The sequence below is a fragment of the Methanobacterium sp. genome (genome assembly GCF_016217785.1).
Lineage (GTDB): Archaea > Methanobacteriota > Methanobacteria > Methanobacteriales > Methanobacteriaceae > Methanobacterium.
Window position 1 is genome coordinate 195,338 of sequence record NZ_JACRGA010000005.1, and the last position, 18,028, is coordinate 213,365.

The 18,028-nt window shown below is 38.7% G+C and carries 16 protein-coding genes; 6 read left to right on the forward strand and 10 right to left on the reverse strand.

Going from position 1 to position 18,028, the window contains the following annotated elements:
* Nucleotides 1–258: 258 nt before the first annotated feature.
* The 3 genes from HY987_RS02390 to larE all read left to right on the forward strand — a co-directional run bounded on the left by HY987_RS02390 (nucleotide 259) and on the right by larE (nucleotide 3,193).
* Complete coding sequence (locus HY987_RS02390; protein WP_292755243.1) at nucleotides 259–783, forward strand: TIGR00295 family protein; 525 nt, start codon at nucleotides 259–261, stop codon at nucleotides 781–783.
* A gap of 454 nt (nucleotides 784–1,237) precedes the next feature.
* On the forward strand, nucleotides 1,238–1,879 hold the full coding sequence (locus HY987_RS02395; protein WP_292755245.1) for a TfuA-related McrA-glycine thioamidation protein: 642 nt from the start codon (nucleotides 1,238–1,240) through the stop codon (nucleotides 1,877–1,879).
* Between the two features lie 261 nt (nucleotides 1,880–2,140).
* Nucleotides 2,141–3,193 carry an ATP-dependent sacrificial sulfur transferase LarE gene (gene larE / locus HY987_RS02400; protein ID WP_292755247.1) on the forward strand — a complete coding sequence of 351 codons (1,053 nt, stop codon included), beginning with the start codon at nucleotides 2,141–2,143 and terminating at the stop codon, nucleotides 3,191–3,193.
* Nucleotides 3,194–3,377: 184 nt separating this feature from the next.
* On the opposite strand, the gene HY987_RS02405 is transcribed toward larE, so the two are convergent.
* The 7 genes from HY987_RS02405 to rimI all read right to left on the reverse strand — a co-directional run bounded on the left by HY987_RS02405 (nucleotide 3,378) and on the right by rimI (nucleotide 11,930).
* Nucleotides 3,378–3,815 (reverse strand): hypothetical protein, encoded by a 438-nt coding sequence (locus HY987_RS02405; protein ID WP_292755249.1) that lies wholly within the window; start codon nucleotides 3,813–3,815, stop codon nucleotides 3,378–3,380.
* Between the two features lie 124 nt (nucleotides 3,816–3,939).
* Nucleotides 3,940–4,776 carry a CBS domain-containing protein gene (locus HY987_RS02410; RefSeq protein WP_292755251.1) on the reverse strand — a complete coding sequence of 279 codons (837 nt, stop codon included), beginning with the start codon at nucleotides 4,774–4,776 and terminating at the stop codon, nucleotides 3,940–3,942.
* Nucleotides 4,777–4,830: 54 nt separating this feature from the next.
* Nucleotides 4,831–5,277: a universal stress protein gene (locus tag HY987_RS02415; RefSeq protein WP_292755254.1), complete on the reverse strand. Its 447-nt coding sequence runs from the start codon at nucleotides 5,275–5,277 to the stop codon at nucleotides 4,831–4,833.
* A 4-nt stretch (nucleotides 5,278–5,281) separates the two neighbouring features.
* Nucleotides 5,282–6,472 (reverse strand): amidohydrolase family protein, encoded by a 1,191-nt coding sequence (locus HY987_RS02420; RefSeq protein WP_292755256.1) that lies wholly within the window; start codon nucleotides 6,470–6,472, stop codon nucleotides 5,282–5,284.
* Nucleotides 6,473–6,640: 168 nt separating this feature from the next.
* A complete protein-coding gene (gene carB, locus HY987_RS02425) occupies nucleotides 6,641–9,826 on the reverse strand; it encodes a carbamoyl-phosphate synthase large subunit (RefSeq protein WP_292755259.1) in 3,186 nt (1,061 codons plus the stop codon).
* A gap of 136 nt (nucleotides 9,827–9,962) precedes the next feature.
* On the reverse strand, nucleotides 9,963–11,045 hold the full coding sequence (gene carA / locus HY987_RS02430) for a glutamine-hydrolyzing carbamoyl-phosphate synthase small subunit (RefSeq protein ID WP_292755261.1): 1,083 nt from the start codon (nucleotides 11,043–11,045) through the stop codon (nucleotides 9,963–9,965).
* 396 nt (nucleotides 11,046–11,441) lie between these two features.
* Complete coding sequence (rimI, locus tag HY987_RS02435; protein WP_292755263.1) at nucleotides 11,442–11,930, reverse strand: ribosomal protein S18-alanine N-acetyltransferase; 489 nt, start codon at nucleotides 11,928–11,930, stop codon at nucleotides 11,442–11,444.
* 89 nt (nucleotides 11,931–12,019) lie between these two features.
* Between rimI and HY987_RS02440 the strand changes: the two genes are divergently transcribed.
* The 3 genes from HY987_RS02440 (at nucleotide 12,020) to cobK (ending at nucleotide 15,977) form a co-directional block, all read left to right on the forward strand.
* Nucleotides 12,020–12,346 carry a UPF0146 family protein gene (locus tag HY987_RS02440; protein WP_292755769.1) on the forward strand — a complete coding sequence of 109 codons (327 nt, stop codon included), beginning with the start codon at nucleotides 12,020–12,022 and terminating at the stop codon, nucleotides 12,344–12,346.
* Nucleotides 12,347–12,540: 194 nt separating this feature from the next.
* The gene (locus HY987_RS02445) at nucleotides 12,541–15,066 is read left to right on the forward strand and encodes a calcium-translocating P-type ATPase, PMCA-type (RefSeq protein WP_292755264.1); all 2,526 of its coding nucleotides are present in this window, start codon (nucleotides 12,541–12,543) and stop codon (nucleotides 15,064–15,066) included.
* Nucleotides 15,067–15,143: 77 nt separating this feature from the next.
* Entirely contained in the window at nucleotides 15,144–15,977 is an 834-nt protein-coding gene (cobK, locus tag HY987_RS02450; protein WP_292755265.1) for a precorrin-6A reductase, read from the forward strand.
* 503 nt (nucleotides 15,978–16,480) lie between these two features.
* On the opposite strand, the gene HY987_RS02455 is transcribed toward cobK, so the two are convergent.
* The 3 genes from HY987_RS02455 to HY987_RS02465 form a co-directional block, all read right to left on the reverse strand.
* Entirely contained in the window at nucleotides 16,481–16,819 is a 339-nt protein-coding gene (locus HY987_RS02455) for a hypothetical protein (protein ID WP_292755267.1), read from the reverse strand.
* Between the two features lie 138 nt (nucleotides 16,820–16,957).
* Nucleotides 16,958–17,212, reverse strand: coding sequence for a hypothetical protein (locus HY987_RS02460; protein WP_292755269.1), 255 nt, complete (start codon nucleotides 17,210–17,212; stop codon nucleotides 16,958–16,960).
* 93 nt (nucleotides 17,213–17,305) lie between these two features.
* Nucleotides 17,306–17,845, reverse strand: a complete 540-nt coding sequence (locus HY987_RS02465; RefSeq protein WP_292755271.1) for a hypothetical protein — start codon at nucleotides 17,843–17,845, stop codon at nucleotides 17,306–17,308.
* Between the last annotated feature and the right edge of the window lie 183 nt (nucleotides 17,846–18,028).

The following is an 18,028-nucleotide window of genomic DNA, read 5'->3' on the forward strand; positions in this document are numbered from 1 at the left end:
CCTGCTTATTCCATTTCTTACCCTATTTTCAACATGACAGTTATGGAACATTCACTCTAACTAAATCACATTCTAATTAATATTAACTTATAAAACACTAAATAATATTAAACTATAAAACACTAAAAAATCACATCCCCTTTTACATTTTAAACAACTTAAAAAAATCGCATTCCTTTTACACTTTAATAAATTAAATTATCTAATGATTCATTTGATCATTAAACATGATTCCCATCAAACCATCTGGGTGAATACTTGATTTTGAATGAACATGTTTCTCACAATATTTTAAAGGAATTTAACTGCCCCCTTTTCGTGATTGAACATTCTAAAGCAGTCATGTTGAAGGCAATCCGATTAAAAACGGATTTTGACTTGGAAGTGGACCTGGATTTAGTTAAAACAGGGGCCATTCTCCATGATGTTGGTCGTTCCAAGACCAATAGAATAGATCATGCCATTGTTGGGGCAGAACTAGTTGAAAACAAGGGATTCCCCCAGGAAGTGGTTAATATTGTCGAAAAACATATTGGGGCGGGGATAACCAAAGAAGAAGCAACAATTCTGGGATTACCGCCTAAAGATTACATGCCCCTCACATTAGAGGAAAAACTGGTTGCTCATTCTGATAATCTCATACACGGTACTCAAGAGGTTGATCTGGATTTTGTAATAAAGAAATGGAAGAAAAACCTTGGGGAAAACCACCCCTCCCTACCTAAAATTATAAAACTTCACTCTGAAATTACCGGGGTCCCCGTCCTGATTACAGAAGTATAAAAAACCAACTATAACCTCACTTTGTCAAGTTATTAATTGGAATAATGTCTATTAATTGTTAGTGGGATAATATCTATTTATAACATCTATACATCTATTGATTTTATTAATGGGATTACAATGTCTACTTCAATATTAATCCAAATTGTAAAAGCCACTTCATTTATCACCATTCCCTAATATTTCAATAGCTTTTTTTTAAATATTTAATTCCCCCAACACAACAACAACTATAATCAAGAAAGTTAGATAAATGTAAAAATAATATTTTTGTTGAGAAATAATTGGCAAATAATACGCATTATACTCATGGAAAATTACCCCCATTATACTCCTGGAAAAATACCCGATTATACTCAGGGAAAACGTTCCAATTAAAATAAGGGGCAACATACTAAAAAAAACAGGAATAAAAAATTAACTGGAGTAAGTAAAAATAGTCCGAGGCGCTAATTTGGATAAAAAAAGGATCGTAGTGTTTATAGGGCCTTCACTCCCATTAAAGGAGGCTAAAAAGATTTTGGATGCTGAATATCACCCTCCAGTGGCTAGAGATGATGTTGTTGTTCTTTTGAATGATCCTCCGGATATCATCGGGATAATTGATGGTGTTTTTTATCAGCAACCTGCTGTATCCCACAGGGAGATACTCCGAGCCCTGGAAGCCGGTGTGACAATCGTGGGGGGCTCTAGCATGGGAGCTCTTAGATCAGCAGAACTGGATTACGCGGGCATGATTGGAATTGGAACTGTTTACCAGAAGTACAGGGATGGAATAATAGAATCAGATGATGATGTGGCCATAGTTTTTAATCCCCTAACCCATGAAATTCTCTCCGAAGCCCTGGTAAGTATGAATCACAACTTTCAGATGGCTGAAAAAGAGGGTATAATCACCCTTAATGAGGTTGAAACCCTGTATCAAACAGCTAAAAATATATACTATCCTCAAAGAACATACCCTCGTATTTTAAAAGATTCCAAGCTGGAAGAAAACAAGAAAAAAGACCTTGAAGATTTTTTAGACAGTAAAGGAACTGACATTAAAGCGGAAGATGCCAGGAAAGTTTTAAAGTACATTAAAACCATGGTTTAAATATATATCCATGTAACAATCTCTGTATGTTCTTTTATCAACTTAAGATTAAGTCAACTTAAGATTGAGCAAAAAATCAATTTAAATTAGCAAAAATTTCAATTAAATAGCAATCAATTTGTTTATGGGAATTTATGCGAGTTAGCCTATTTGAGTACATGTAATTTGAATTGACGTGTTAGTGAATTTAATTATACAATAATAATATTATCAATAGAATTAGTATTGAATACAATTCCAGAAATTAACGTGGTATTTTTTATGGATATTGAAGGAAAAATGAATAGTTTAAGGAACTATTTTCGTGGAAAAAAGGTTCTGATTGCATTTTCGGGGGGTGCAGACAGCACACTACTGGCTTGGGTTGCCAAAGAAGAGGCAAATGAGGCCCTGGCAGTCACGGTGGATAATGGTGTTATGCCTTCAGATTGTGTTCAGGACGCAGAACTCATCGCCCAAAAAATAGGGATCAAACACCTTGTTATACATGAAAACTTCCTGGAGGATTCTGCATTTGAAATAAACCCCCCTAACAGGTGTTACGTCTGCAAGATGAAAATGCACCAGAGACTGGAAAAAATAGCAAAGGAAGGACAGTATGATGAGGTGGTTGACGGCACCAACATCAGTGATCTAATGGAGGACCGGCCAGGAATAATGGTTAACATAGAAAAAAATGTTAAAACACCCATGGTAAAGTCAGGAATCACCTCCCACGATGTAAGAACCATTTTAAATCAGTTTAACATTGATTATAATCCTTCAACCACCTGTCTTGCCACCAGAATCCCCACTGGAAAAGCAATCACTCCCCGTAAAATCAACCGCATTAGCTATGCTGAAAATCTCATCAAAAACCTCACGGGTCTGGATGTGGTTCGGGTGAGGGACGATGATGGTATGGCCCTTATTGAAGTGAAAGATGTGGATAAACTTATTGACCGAGGATTACTTCATCATCTGGATTTAGAACTGAAGTCAGTGGGTTTTAAGAGAATTACCATGGATATTGGGAGCTATGGTGATTTGAAAGATGAGATGGTAATTTATAAACCCTGTAAAGATGCGAAAAATAAGATAATGTTTGAAACAGAACTTCCATACCAGTTTAACATCTCTCTAACCTGTCAGGAACTGGAAACCCTGGGAAAGGTTAAGTGCTCCAGGGAGATGGGCATAGCCATGCTGGAAATGGATGGTAGGAACATCACCATATTTGCCAAGGGAAAAATTGTCGCCCGTAAAGTTAGAGACCAGGAAGATGCTCAGGAGTTGTTGCTTAAGGTTCTACCTTGTCTGCGCAGGCAAATATGAGAATAATTTTTGATATCAAACTAATAAATTTGGTAAAAAAACTAAATTTTGATAAAAGACTCCAGCAACATATCTTTTGAAGATAAAAACGGTATAAAAAATATTATAAAAGAAATAGTTAGTATAAATTAGATATTTGGTGAAGATATTGGCTGTTTAAAGAGATATCTAAGATGTCTATTTATCAAATTTCTCGATGTACATTCTCTTTAACTTTACGCCGGAATGCTGTGAGTTTTTTGAAAAAACCCCTACTATCGTTTCCAGAGAGAACAATAATATCTCCTTCCACTTCCAGTACCTCACCATCGGCTTCTATGTTCTCGATCTCAACCATGATCTCCGATGCATCTTCCAGAATATCATTGGCGGTGTAAGAATAATCTATAACCATTTTTTCATGGGGATGAACCTCTTGCAAGGCTCTTTTAATGGTCAATTCTAGTATCTGGAAGAATGTTTCCAGTTGAGGGTCCCCTTCCCACCACATGGTGGCCATAATAAATCTAAGATTGATATCCTGCAGGGAGACTTCCCCTCCTTTCTTACCAACGATACGGATAATTTCAGGATCGGCTTTTATTTTAATAATTGGTTTTACTATGGGAGTTGTTTCTGACATTTTAATCTTCAATAATGTTTTGTTTAATTGCTTATTTGTTTAATTGCTTATTTAATTAGATAAATAAAAAAATACAATAAAAAAAATTAATTATAAATCAGTTATGAATTTTTAATCAATTTTTTTAATCAATAATTGATTTAATGAGGTCACCGGCTCTTACTAGTCCAACCAGTTCTCCTTCTACATCAATAACTGGCATCTGTTCAATATTCCGTTGCCTCATTTTGTTGGCACAATCCTTGACTGGAGTCTTCGTGGTAACTATGGCCAGGTCACTGGTAGCCACGTCCCGTACTTCCTTATCAGAGAACTGTAAATGGTTTTTAAAAACATAAAGTACGTTTGTACTATCCCATGACCATTTATCCCCTTCGGTACCCACAGAAGTGTTGTGTACAGTTTGTTCTGATACCACTTCACTTTCTTCCAGGAAATCGGTTTCAGTTAATATTCCTGAAGGTTTTCCTTCGTTGTTAAGGGCCAGGAGTACCTTAAGGTTGAAGTAGCGCATTATGGAGAATGCAACATTCAGGGGAGTTCTCTCCCATGTGGTGGGTACATTAAGAAGTATATAGTTTTCAGCAGGGTCGTTAAGATCCATTTTCCACAGTGCCTTGTTAATAAGGTCTGATGCGGTGACTAAACCTACTAACTCTTCATTGTCCACTACTGGAACTCTTCTAATATTGTTTTCAACCATTTTTTTGGCTGCGTCTCTTATATCATCATCAGGAGCCACAGTTATCATTTCCCGGGTCATTATCAGGGCAATTTGCTCTTCATCGGGGTTTTCCACCAGATCAGTTCTGGTGAGTATGCCTACCAATGTTTTTGTACCCTTTTTTACTATGGGTAAACCTGATACATTGTTTTCTCGCATGATTTCCAGTGCATTGGCACGATTCCCGGGTACTTGAATGTAGTGTATTTCCTCTGACATTATGTCCTTTATCTGCATTGTCTCACCAGCTATAAGCTGCAATTAAAAGAAATATAAAAAATAGAATTATTTTTAGTGAACGGCTAAAACAGGGCATTTTGCGGATCTAACCACTTTTTCAGTTACACTGCCCAGTAAAAATCGGTCTAAACCGTGTTTTCCAGATGTTCCCATGACTACCAGATCCACATCTTCCTTTTCCACAGTTTTTAAGATGGCATCAGCAGGGGATCCTTCCTCAGTTTTAAGGGTTATTTTGATATCTTCTATTTTGGATTCCTTTTCACTCTCAGTAACCATTTCTGAAATTCTTTCCAGGGATCTTCGCCCCTCTTCTTTAAGCATCTCTTTAATTCTGACTATGAGGTCTTCTGCAGGGAGCCCCACAAGTGATGATGTTTCAATCACATTTAAAACGATAATTTCAGCGCCGCTTCTGCTTGCTATCCAGATGGCGTGCTGAGCTGCGTTTTCAGCAAATTTTGAGCCATCAGTAGGCAATAATATTTTCTGGTACATAGTTTCACCTAAGATATACTAAGTTACCATCTGTCACCAGACCTATTATGTTTTTCGATTCAGTGCGGTTAATCAGGGACAGTATGGGATTATATGATAACTGTTCCACTACCATAATATCTGCCAACATACCCTCTTCAATACATCCAAGGTTAAGGTCCAGAGCCTGACCAGCATTAACTGTAGCCATCTTCAGGATCTCCACTGGAGGAAAATATTCCCGGTAATATCCACGGGTAACTTTCAGAGCGTATTCCATCTCCCTGAACATATTGGGTGAATTGAACATCAGATTATCCGTGCCCAGGAGAAGGTTAATTCCCCTATCCCACATCTCTTTCATGGGAGGTATCCCAACAGAAAGAGCACCATTGGAACGCGGACAACAGACAACAGATTTATCTGTTTCTTTTAAAAGGTCCAGATCCAAGTTTATTGGTGCTGTAACATGGATCAGAATATCAAAACCAGCTTCCAGAGCCCTTTCGACTTCAGTTTTACCGGTGGTCTTAAGTGAGTTCTGTTGCACTTCTTCATATTCTGCAGCATGAATCGCCGCCAGCTTACCTTCACTGGAACATGTTTGGGTAATAACTTTCGCCACATCTTCATTGAGCTCGCCAAAACCACTTAAACCAACACCATCTGCAGAATCGAGGATTTCAAGAGTGTTTTTTATTATTTCATCAAAATCATGACTAAGAGGATGGGGGAATTGTTGGAAAAATGAATCATGACGTCCCAGAATCACCTTGCGCAGGGGAATATCTTCACCTGCCTTTTCAAGCAGAGATATCCCATTAACTCCTCCTTCCCTGAAATCAACTATGGTGGTGGTTCCAGTGTCCAGCATTTCCTGGAGGGAACTTCTCATGGAGTTGATGATATCCTGGGGTTTTGATCTAGCAAGTAACTGGTGTTTCAGGCCGTGTGGTGGTTTGACAATTTTTTCAATGGACTCTCCGTCACCAATATCTTTGACCACAGAGTCTCCCATGTGCACATGGCTGTTTATTAATGATGGGGAAACAATACAACCTTTGGCATTTATTTCCTTACCTCCTGATGCATGGGGAGAAACTTCCACAATGAGATTATCTTCAATCAGGATATTCGCTTGTGTTGGCTCCATTTGGGGGCCGTAAAGTACCAGGCCATTTTTGATGTTAAGCATACTAAAGAAAAGTATGTTCATGGGGATATTTAATCCTTTGAGACTAAATCTTTACTGTGATATCTGAATTGAAAATCATCTTAAAAAAATTTTCCCATGCGGTGTATTGAATTTAAACTTTATTTAGAAGGAAAACTTCAAAAAAAAGAATTTAAAAGAAGAATATATAAGATTTAACATATTTAAAAATTAAACAGTTCCATGGTATTCATTAAGGGATTTAACTCCAATTTTCCCTTTTTCAACATTTTCAATGGCGTTTAAAGCTGCTCTTGCCCCTGCAAGTGTGGTAACGTAGGGTATTCCTAGTTCAACAGCCATTCTTCGAATGTAGTAACCATCATCTGCAGATTGTTTACCCGAGGGCGTGTTAATGATCATGGCCACTTCCTTGGTGGTGATGGCATCACGGATATTAGGTGAGCCCTGACTGACCTTACGTATAATATTAATCTTCACCAGATCCTGAACTGCCAGAGCAGTTCCCCTGGTTGCAATAAGATTGAAACCAAGTTCCTCTGCCTTTTCTACAATATCCCTGATTTTATCCTTATCTGCATCACGCACACTTATGAAGATGGTGCCTTTTTGGGGAAGATCCATGCCCGCTGAAAGCTGTGCCTTATAGTAGGACACTCCGAAGTTTTCATCAATCCCCATACTTTCTCCGGTTGATTTCATTTCAGGTCCCAGGACAGAATCTGCTTCAGGAAGTTTTATGAATGGGAAAATAGATTCTTTAACAGCCACATGCTTTATTTTCACTTCATCACGCAGTCCAAAGTCTTTGAGTTTTTTACCCATCATTAGTTCGGCTGCGATTTTTGCCAGGGGCACACCTACTGCTTTACTCACGAAGGGAACGGTCCGGCTTGCCCTTGGGTTGGCTTCTAAGATGTAAACTTTAGGATCATCTTCATCCATTTTAAATGCATACTGGATGTTCATGAGTCCCACCACGTCTAGTTCAAGTGCCAGTTTGGTGGTATAGTCCTTAATGGTTTTTAGAACATCTTTAGGAATGCTTTGTGGGGGTATAACGCAGGCAGAGTCTCCGGAATGCACACCGGCTTCTTCGATGTGTTCCATTATTCCTCCGATGAAAACTTCTTCTCCATCTGAGAGGGCATCAACATCAATTTCAATGGCATCTTCCAGGAATTTATCCACCAGTATAGGATGTTCTGGTGATATGCGCACTGCTTCCTTCATATACTCCCTGAGCTCATCATCATCGTAGACTATCTGCATGGCTCGACCACCCAGAACATAGGAGGGTCGCACCAGTACAGGGAATCCAATTCGTTCTGCCACTTTACGGGCATCTTCAAAGGAATGGGCAATACCATAATCAGCCTGGGGTATGTCTAGTTTATTCAAGACTTCGGTGAATCTTTCCCGGTCTTCAACTCGATCTATGCTTTCGTGTGGTGTTCCCAGTATGCGCACACCTTCCTGAGCCAGGGGAACTGCCAGGTTAATGGAGGTCTGGCCTCCGAACTGCACCACCACTCCGTAGGGTTTTTCTTTATTGATTATGCTTAAAACATCTTCCAGGGTGAGTGGTTCGAAGTAGAGTTTGTTAGAGATATCATAATCAGTACTGACAGTTTCGGGGTTATTGTTAATGATAATAGTTTCAATACCAGTATCTTTAAGGGCCATTGCGGCGTGAACACAGCAATAATCAAATTCAATACCCTGACCGATCCTGATGGGTCCTGCACCAATTATTATAACCTTCTTCTCATTAGAAACAGCAACCTCATCTTCTTCCTCATAACAACCATAATAATAGGGAGTTTTGGCTTCAAACTCTGCTGCACAAGTGTCGACCATTTTATAAGAAGGGATTATTCCTTCTTTTTCCCGGGCCTTTCTGATGATATTTTCATCCAGGCCGGTGATCTGCGATATTTTACGGTCTGAAAAGCCCATTTTCTTGGTTTCACGCATTACAGCTGGTTGGAGAATTGTTTCGGAGTTTATATATTTTTCCCACTCTGCTATGTTTAGTATTTTGTGGAGGAAAAAGGGATCAATCTGGGTTATGTCCAGGATCTTCTCAACGGTCATCCCGGATTTTAATGCACTGTAAACCTGGAATAAACGTTCATCAGTGGCAATTCTAAGTTTTTCTTCATCAAATTCTACAGTATCAAACCCGAAGCTTCCTATATCCAGGCTGCGGATAGCTTTGTGCATTGACTCTTCTAAGGTGCGGCCAATGGCCATAACCTCACCGGTGGATTTCATTTGAATTCCTATCTCGCGGCTGATGCCCTTAAATTTATCAAATGGCCAGCGGGGTATTTTAGTAATGATATAATCCAGGCTGGGCTCGAAGGATGCTGGTGTTTCCTTGGTGATGTCATTCTGAATTTCATCCAGGGTCATTCCCACTGCGATCTTGGATGAGATCTTGGCAATTGGATATCCGGTGGCCTTGGAAGCCAGGGCACTACTCCTGCTCACCCGGGGATTGACTTCAATGACCTTGTATTCTCCGGTGATGGGGTGCACTGCAAACTGTATGTTACAACCACCCTGGATCTCCAGGGCACGTATGATTTTGATGGATGCATTCCTGAGTCGCTGGTTATCCACATCAGATAGGGTCTGTGAGGGGGCCACCACAATACTTTCTCCAGTGTGGATGCCCATGGGGTCCAGGTTCTCCATGTTACAGACAATGATACATGTATCATTTTTGTCCCGCATAACTTCGTACTCAAATTCCTTCCAGCCCATCACGGACTGGTCAATGAGCACCTGATTTATGTAGCTCATATCCAGTCCTCTGGTGGCTACTTCTTCCAGTTCTTTCTGGTTGTGGGCTACTCCTCCTCCAGTTCCACCCAGGGTGAAGGCAGGTCTAACAATAACCGGGTATCCTATTTCCTCAACAGCTGCCAATGCTTCTTCTAAAGATGATACTGCTTTGGCTTGGGGAACTGGTTCATTGAGTTTTTTCATGAAGTGGTCAAAAAGATCCCGATCCTCTACATTTTTAATGGTCTGGACTGATGATCCAATTACTTTAATTCCTTCCAGGGCACCTATTTCCTCCAGTCCGGTGGCAACGTTTAAACCAGTCTGTCCTCCCATTGTGGGAAGCACAGCATCCGGTTTTTCCTTGGCAATGATTTTGGCCACAATTTCTGGAGTCAGTGGTTCCACGTAAACTGAATCAGCCATGTCCATATCAGTTTGGATGGTGGCTGGGTTGCTGTTCACGAGCACAGTTTCAATACCCTCTTCCTGGAGGGATTTACAGGCCTGAGAGCCCGAATAATCAAATTCAGCGGCCTGGCCAATTTGGATGGGGCCTGATCCGATGATTAGTACCTTGTTAATGTCTTTGTCCCGCGGCATTTCTAATCCTCTTTGTCCTCTTCTATCCCTTTAGTTAAATTTAAAATATACTTATTTAATGCAATGATTTAATCCTAAGTATTTAATGCAATGATTAATCCTAAGTTAAACACCGTAAAACTTAACAACATTTTATTCAATAATTTTTAAGGTTTTCTACGAAGTTGTCGAAGTAGTAATCAGTGTCGTTTGGTCCGGGTCCTGCTTCTGGATGGTACTGTACACTGGATATTGGGAGTTCCTGGTGTTCAATACCCTCCACAGTACCATCGTTAAGGTTTATCTGGGTGACATTTATGGGTAGATCAGCACAGGCTTTATGATCAATGGTGAAACCATGATTCTGGGATGTTATGGAAACTTTACCCGATTTAAGATCCTTAACTGGCTGATTTATTCCTCGGTGCCCGAATTTCATTTTGTAGATCTTGGCACCAAAGGCCATGGCAATTATCTGCTGACCCAGACAAATACCAAAAATGGGTAGCCTCTCTGAAAGTTTTTGCACGGTCTGGATGGTTTCATTCACCCTACTGGGATCCCCTGGTCCGCTTGAAACCAGGAGAGCCCCTGGTTCATAATCCATAATTTCCTGGGGTGAAGTATTGTAGGGAAGAAGAACAACACCAATCTCCCTTTTGAGGAGGGCGTTGATACTGTTATTCTTTATCCCACAGTCTAAGACCACTGCCCGGTCTTTATATTCTTCCCCCAATATTTTGGGTTGGGTCACTGAAACTTTGTCTACCAGGTCAATGTATTCGATTCCGGGCTGATTTTGGGCCATGGCCAGAAGTTCCTCATCTTCAATCTCTTCTGTGGCCAGAGCACCATTAAGGGCCCCATATTTCCTGATCTTCAGGGTAAGTGAGCGGGTGTCGATTTTACTGATTCCAGGGATTTTATACTCTTCTAAAAATCCGGATAGGCTATTTTCAGAATGGCTGTGTGATGGATATGGATTTTCTTCTCTTACTACATATCCCTCAGCTTTTATTCCATTGGATTGGAACCACTCTTTGGATATGCCATAATTACCCTGTAAAGGATATGTGGACATCAGGATCTGGCCCTTATAGGATGGATCAGTAAGGGACTCCACGTAACCAGTCATTCCAGTGGCAAAAACTACTTCTCCTGTTTTGATTGTCTGGTAACCGAATCCTTCTCCTTTAATTATTGTACCGTCCTCTAAAGCTAATTTGGCCTCTTCTCGCATTCAATCACCATGTTATATTACTTTTCTGGCACCAACTTTTTTTTTATCTTCTGGTTGGTTTTATAATGTTCTTGTTGTATTTATTTCAAATTTTAGCTAAAATGGGTAAGATTAAAGTTCAGGCTATTATATTCCTTTTTAAATGCATCTCAATTAAATTTAAATGCATCTTCAATTAATATACTCAGTTCTAGTATTTTATCATTATGAATTTTCAATATCCCAATGGTTTCAGGGTTTAGATATGATTGGTTAATCTATGATATGTAACTAATTATTTATTCAAACTATCTATTTCCAGGATTATCTATTGATTCATGGAAATTATTAATTAAAGGAAATTATTATTAAAAAGTTATTTTAAAAACTTGCCCCAATTCATGATGAATCTGATTTTTAGTCCTTGTAATGTGGTTGGGAACTTTTTTTAATTACTGATGAGTATTCCAAATCTTCCAGTAATCTTTCCATGACCACGGCATCTTCTCCATCTTCATAGTACTCAAATAAATGGGTTTTTTCAACAAAGCCTAACTTCTGATAGAATTTACGGGCTTTATGATTTCCTTTCCGTACTTCTAGGTGTATATTTTTCACATTATATTTTTTGAAGATTTCCAGTGCTGTTTCCACCAGCTGTGATCCAATCTTCTTTCTATAAAATTTTCGATCCACTGCCAGGGAAATGATATGACCCTCATCCTCAAATCTGATCCAAAATATAATATACCCCACCACAATATTATCTTCCTGGGCCACCAGAAAACCAGCCCCCAAATTATAAATATCCACCAAAACATTGGCAGGATAGGGGTCATCAAAGGATGCTAATTCAATTTCCAGGACTCTTTTAAGGTCCTGACGTTTGAATTCTCTTATTATCATAAATTTCTCCATTTACGAGTGATAAAATGTGGAGCGACTTTACCGAATACATCATCAAATATTATTCCCAATCTCCCAGTATCGTGGAAGTGGCAGTGGGACACTTTCTGCAGGTTGGATGCAACTTGAAGGATCATCTTAAGGTGGATATCATCATGACTGATATTAAACCTTACCATGATTGGATCATCCTAGATGATATTAGACAACCTGACTTAAAAATATATAAGGATGCGGGACTTATTTATTCCATAAGACCCCCAGAAGAATTACACCCCTACCTGGAGAAAATTTCCAAAAAAACAGGGGCTGATTTAATAATAAAGCCCCTTTCAACGGATTCTATCCAAACTGGGGGAAAAATGGATTTAGTTAATTATAAAAAAGCAGTTTTCTATAAAAAATCTTTTAAATAGGGGTTTATAAAAGGTGGAAACATGCATAAAAACATCCATAAATATAGTATTAATATTCAATTCAACATAGTATAATATTCAATTCAAACATTATTCTAAAATATCAGTTAAAATATAATCATAAATATCATGGAGATCATATTAATTTTTTTATATTAAATATATTTAGTGCAAATTATTTAGGTGCATTTCCCATGAAATGGAAAAAATTAAGTGTAGATGAAACTTTAAAAACCCTTAATTCAAGTATTAATGGTTTAAGCAGTTCTGAGGCCCAAAAACGGTTATTAGAACATGGTAAAAACGAACTGATTGAGGAAAAGAAGGCAGGACCAATCCAAATCTTCTTTGGACAGTTCAAGGACATACTTATATTAATCCTGCTTATCGCTGCTGTTGCAGCATATTTCGTTGGAGACAGCCTTGATGCAATTGTAATATTGATAGTGGTTATCATAAATGCAGTGGTTGGATTCATCCAGGAATATCGTGCTGAAAAGGCAATGGAAAAGCTTAAGGGCCTTATTTCTACTGAAGCGGTGGTTTTAAGGGATGGTCAGGAGCAGAAAGTACCTGCAGGAGAACTCACCCTGGGTGATATTGTCCTTTTAGAGGAAGGAGATAATGTACCGGCTGATCTTAGGATAATCGAAAGCTACGACTTACTGGTGGATGAGTCAGCCATGACTGGGGAATCTCTATCAGTTGAAAAACATCCCAATACTCTGTCTGTTGATGAACACGGCACAGAAAACATGGCCTTCATGGAAACTGATGTTGCATCTGGCCGTGGGAGGGGTGTAGTGGTAGAGATTGGTATGGATACCGAGATTGGTAAAATCGCGGAGATGATCCAGGGAGAAGAAGAACAAACTCCCCTGCAACAAAAAATAGCTGGTCTCGGCAAGACTCTGGGGTTACTGGCGGTTTTAGTCTGTTCAGTTGTTTTCGTACTTGAGTATTTCCAGGGAACACCCCTGGTAGAAACATTCATGACTGCGGTTTCCCTGGCAGTGGCTGCTGTTCCAGAGGGACTTCCTGCAATTTTAACCCTTACACTAGCACTGGGAATGCAGAGAATGGCTAAGAGCAATGCAATTGTCCGCAAACTCCTGGCGGTGGAAACATTGGGGTCATGTAACGTGATCTGTACTGATAAAACAGGAACACTAACCCTTAACCAGATGACAGTCAGGGATGCTCGGGTAAGTGATTCAGAAATGGTTTACACCATATCCGCCCTCTGTAACAATGCCACTCAATCTGAAGGTAAACTATTAGGGGATCCCACTGATGCATCACTTTTACTCTACGCTGATGAAAATGGTTACAATCGGAAGGAACTGGAGGAAAAATATCCTCGGTTACTGGAAATACCATTAGACAGCACACGTAAAAGGATGACCACTGTTAACCAGATTGGAGAAGACAGATACATCCTGATAAAAGGAGCACCTGAGGTTCTTCTGCAAAAATGTTCCCAGATAGATGGTGAAGATGGTGTTTGCTCCATCAAACCAGAAGACACGGAAAATGCAATGAAAGACCTCCAGATGATGACTGGAAATGCACTCCGTGTTCTTGGATTTGCCTACCGTAAACTGGGCCCTGAAGAAGATTTGGATGATAAGGAAGCACTGGAAAAAGACCTTATATTCGTGGGATTAGTGGGTATGATGGACCCACCACGGGAAGAAGCTAAACTGGCCATTGCCCAGGCAAAAAAGGCAGGTATAAAAGTGGTGATGATCACCGGAGACCACAAGGATACTGCGGTGGCCATAGCCCGGGAGATAGGTATTGCTGAAGGAGAAAAGATCATAGCACTCACCGGCACTGATCTGGACCAGCTTAGTGACCATGAATTTGAAAACATGGTGGATGAGGTCAGTGTGTACGCCCGTGTGTTCCCGGAACAGAAGGTTCGAATTGTTGAAACTTTAAAGAAGAAGGGTAATGTTGCTTCCATGACTGGGGATGGAGTAAACGATGCCCCCGCCCTTAAAAAGGCAGCTATTGGTGTGGCTATGGGAAGTGGTACTGATGTTGCCAAGGAATCTGCAGACATGCTCCTTCAGGATGATAACTTCGCCACCATAGTCAAAGCAGTGGGTGAAGGACGTACCATATTTGATAACATCCGCCGGTTTGTTCGGTTCCAGCTTTCCACCAACATTGGAGCTATACTCACCATAACCTCAGCCTCTGTAATGGGTTTGCCAATTCCTTTTAACCCCATTCAGGTTTTATGGATAAATATCATTATGGATGGACCTCCTGCTCAGTCTCTGGGTGTGGAACCTCCTGAAAAGGGTGTTATGGAACGCCCACCCCTCAAGGAGGAGATCATTCCCCGAAAAAACCTCATTAGAATTGTAGTGGCCGGGGTGGTTATGACTGTGGGAACACTGGCCCTGTATTATTATCTGTTATCTGGTGGTGTAGACTTAACCAAGGCTATGACCATGGCTTTCACAGTCTTTGTAATGTACCAGATATTCAATGTGTTCAACTGCCGTTCTGATGGGGGATTTTCCAATAAATTTCTCTTTATAGCAGTGGGAGCTTCATTCCTCCTCCAGTTAGGGGTAATATATCTCCCATTCCTCCAGGGAGTCTTCCGCACTACTTCACTCGGTGCATTTGATTGGGTTTTAGTCCTGCTGATTGCCTGTACCATATTCATCAGTGACTGGCTGGTTGGAAGGTTCCTTAAATGAGGCCCCTTTAGGGTAAATTGATCCATTTTTAGAAGTTTAACGGGTTAGAAGTTAAAAAACCAGGTTAAGGTTAAAAAATGAATGTGTTGGTAATGGCAGGAACCAGTGATGCTGGGAAGATCATCTCTGATCTTTCAATGGCAGGAGGGGTCAATGTTCTGGCCACTGCTACCACACCTCATGGGGCGGGGCTGGCAAAAACTTCCGGGGCGAGTAAAGTTCTGGAAGGATTTTTTGATTCTGAAAAATTGGCAAATATCATACAGGAAAATGATATTGAACTTTTAATTGACGCCACCCACCCCTTTGCATCAAACGCCACTCAAAACGCCATAAAAGCCTCAGATAGTGCTGATGTTGATTATATTCGTTTTGAAAGACCGGCCACTATAATTCCAGATAGCCAACTCGTACATCAGGTTAATTCTTTTGAAGATGCTGCAGTTGTTATCAGGGAGATACTTAATCAAAATAGTTTTTTAAAGGAGGAAAATCCTTCAAAGGATAAAGTTCCTTCAAAAGGTAAAGTTTTACACTTGGCAGGGGTTAACACCCTCCATCATCTTACGGAGGTGATTTCCCCTGATTTGATTGTGGTCAGGGTTCTTCCCACTGTTTATTCTGTAAAAAAGTCTCTAGAACTGGGCATTCCCCATAATAACATTGTGGCCATGGAGGGAACCTTCTCCCCCAGGTTCAATGGTATTCTCATGGAAGAATTCCAGATAAAAGTGGTTTTGACCAAGGAAAGTGGTGAGAGCGGGGGGACCATGTCCAAGATCCAGGCTGCGCTTGTTGAGGAGGTGCAAGTAGTTATTGTGATGCGTCCAGAAATCGATGAGTTGGAAGGTAAGGTAGTGTTTAATGAAGTTCAACTTCTGGTTAATGATGTCCTTTCCAGATGCAAATAGTAGACAATAGTATTGGGAGAAAAAATTACCCTTTTTTGGATAATTTGCTGGAATGGTTTAATGAAAAGTAGATAAGAATTAGAATGAATTAAAATAAGCCTCAGCTCGCCCATCAGTCATCACAGTTCAGAGCTCATAGGGTTCATCATCGGCTTAGATTATTTATTTAATATTTTATTTTTATTAGTTTTATATTCTTTCAATGAAAATTAATTAATATAAAGAAAATTATGGCAATTACTGCACTTTAATACATATTAATATTCTACGTCAATTATTTTTATTTTTAATTGTTTTATAGACAATTCATATCAGTACAAATTTTACCATCCATGGATTAAGAGAAGGTGAATCCTTTATCATTTTTGTTATGCTATTTGAAGTTAAATTATTCATGAGAAAGTAAAAAAAAAGATGAATTATTGTTTTTATTTATATTTTCAGCAAAAATTATGGTTTTCACAAAGAAAAATGGAGTACTAGGTACCCCTACATTATTTTTTTTATCTGGTTAGATAAATGCTGGTTATCACATAATCTGAAGTTGTATTCATTGAGCTAACAGTTCTATCTCCTTTCATTATGGATGCAGATAATTGATCAGAGCTTTCATCTTTTTTATCAACTCTAACTTTTACACTACCACTGATTCTGCCCAAATCGATTGTTTTATCACCTGTACCTTCTATTGTGCGAGTCCCACTCTCGTCAGTTATGGTACCATTCCAGCTACCAGTATAATTTACAACAACTTTAACTGGATCGAATGAAGTGCATCCAGATACAGCAACAAAAAAACAAACAAACACTATTAATAAACCAATTCCCATCTTGTTTGACATCATACACCTCCCATCAAAGATAAAATCTATACAATAGTATGTTTTTGAATTTTTGGATTATTAAATGTATTATTGGGTAAGTTAAATGTGTCTGAATCTTACCTTTTGTCAATAGCACTTTTTGTTGGTATTGAAATACTATTTCACTGTTGAATACATTGCAATCTTTGATTTGTTCAGTGTATTTCCCAGTAACTTATTGATATGATCTTTAAACTGGCCAATTGCAGTGTTGTTTGGTTTTGTGATAAGAAAACAAGCAGTGAGACGGATGTAAGTCCAGGTATGCTTGTTTGTTAGTCTTCCGTAGAAGATTCCATTATCATAACTCACTTCCACTAGATAAACTGCAATAAATGAACCAATTATTGGCCCTAAGCCCCATTTTGGCATGTACAATCCATTAAATAAATTTATTACAAAGGCAACTGCAAATCCAAGTAATTGCCTTCCAATTTAACTTCATTTCTACCTCACCTATAACCATTAAATGGTTCTGATTATTGATTTTAATGTTTCATTGAATAATGCACTGGATGAGTTTATACTATAATCTGTGCCATTTTTTGAAAAATAACCAAACCTTACAATATAAAATTTACCATCTTTTTGGAACATATAATATTGTTGTAAATTATTGATTGTTTTTGAATCATTAGTGGTATTAAAAACAATATGTTTTTCATATAAAACTTCTATGCCTTCAATAACAATTTTACCTGCTTCCATATTGTTATTTTGGATTTCATGATCATCAATAGCAAAAGCAGCATAATACATATTGAAAAATGTAAAATAATATGTTGACATGTTAGTACTTTCTATATTTAAAATAAAAGTGCGGTTGTAATCATATGGTATGATTTTTTTATCTGGAGAGCTTATCTTTTCCCATCCAGTTGGTAATTGAACTGGAGAATTTTCCAAAGTATTTGAACTGGAATCATAATCCAAATATACTAATAATCCAATCACACTTAAAACTGCTAATGCACAAACAAAGAAAACTATTCTTTCAGATCTCATATCACTCATAAAATAATAAGATTTAGATATTAATAAATACCTACTATAATACTCCAAGATTAAATTTCATATTATCTGTTGTATTGATTAAGTAAATTGTCAAAATAACAAATAATTATCAGAATATAAAAAATTAGCAACAATAATATTTTTAAAAAAGGATTTTATTTTCTAGACAAACCT

Excerpts from the sequence above, each read along its gene's own strand:
- cobK (WP_292755265.1), top strand. The coding sequence starts at position 15,144 with ATGAATGTGTTGGTAATGGCAGGAACCAGTGATGCTGGGAAGATCATC.
- HY987_RS02410 (WP_292755251.1), bottom strand. The coding sequence starts at position 4,776 with ATGCAGATAAAGGACATAATGTCAGAGGAAATACACTACATTCAAGTA.
- rimI (WP_292755263.1), bottom strand. The coding sequence starts at position 11,930 with ATGATAATAAGAGAATTCAAACGTCAGGACCTTAAAAGAGTCCTGGAA.
- HY987_RS02460 (WP_292755269.1), bottom strand. The coding sequence starts at position 17,212 with ATGCCAAAATGGGGCTTAGGGCCAATAATTGGTTCATTTATTGCAGTT.
- HY987_RS02455 (WP_292755267.1), bottom strand. The coding sequence starts at position 16,819 with ATGTCAAACAAGATGGGAATTGGTTTATTAATAGTGTTTGTTTGTTTT.
- HY987_RS02420 (WP_292755256.1), bottom strand. The coding sequence starts at position 6,472 with ATGAACATACTTTTCTTTAGTATGCTTAACATCAAAAATGGCCTGGTA.
- HY987_RS02465 (WP_292755271.1), bottom strand. The coding sequence starts at position 17,845 with ATGAGATCTGAAAGAATAGTTTTCTTTGTTTGTGCATTAGCAGTTTTA.
- HY987_RS02405 (WP_292755249.1), bottom strand. The coding sequence starts at position 3,815 with ATGTCAGAAACAACTCCCATAGTAAAACCAATTATTAAAATAAAAGCC.
- HY987_RS02445 (WP_292755264.1), top strand. The coding sequence starts at position 12,541 with ATGAAATGGAAAAAATTAAGTGTAGATGAAACTTTAAAAACCCTTAAT.
- larE (WP_292755247.1), top strand. The coding sequence starts at position 2,141 with ATGGATATTGAAGGAAAAATGAATAGTTTAAGGAACTATTTTCGTGGA.
- carB (WP_292755259.1), bottom strand. The coding sequence starts at position 9,826 with ATGCCGCGGGACAAAGACATTAACAAGGTACTAATCATCGGATCAGGC.
- HY987_RS02415 (WP_292755254.1), bottom strand. The coding sequence starts at position 5,277 with ATGTACCAGAAAATATTATTGCCTACTGATGGCTCAAAATTTGCTGAA.
- carA (WP_292755261.1), bottom strand. The coding sequence starts at position 11,045 with ATGCGAGAAGAGGCCAAATTAGCTTTAGAGGACGGTACAATAATTAAA.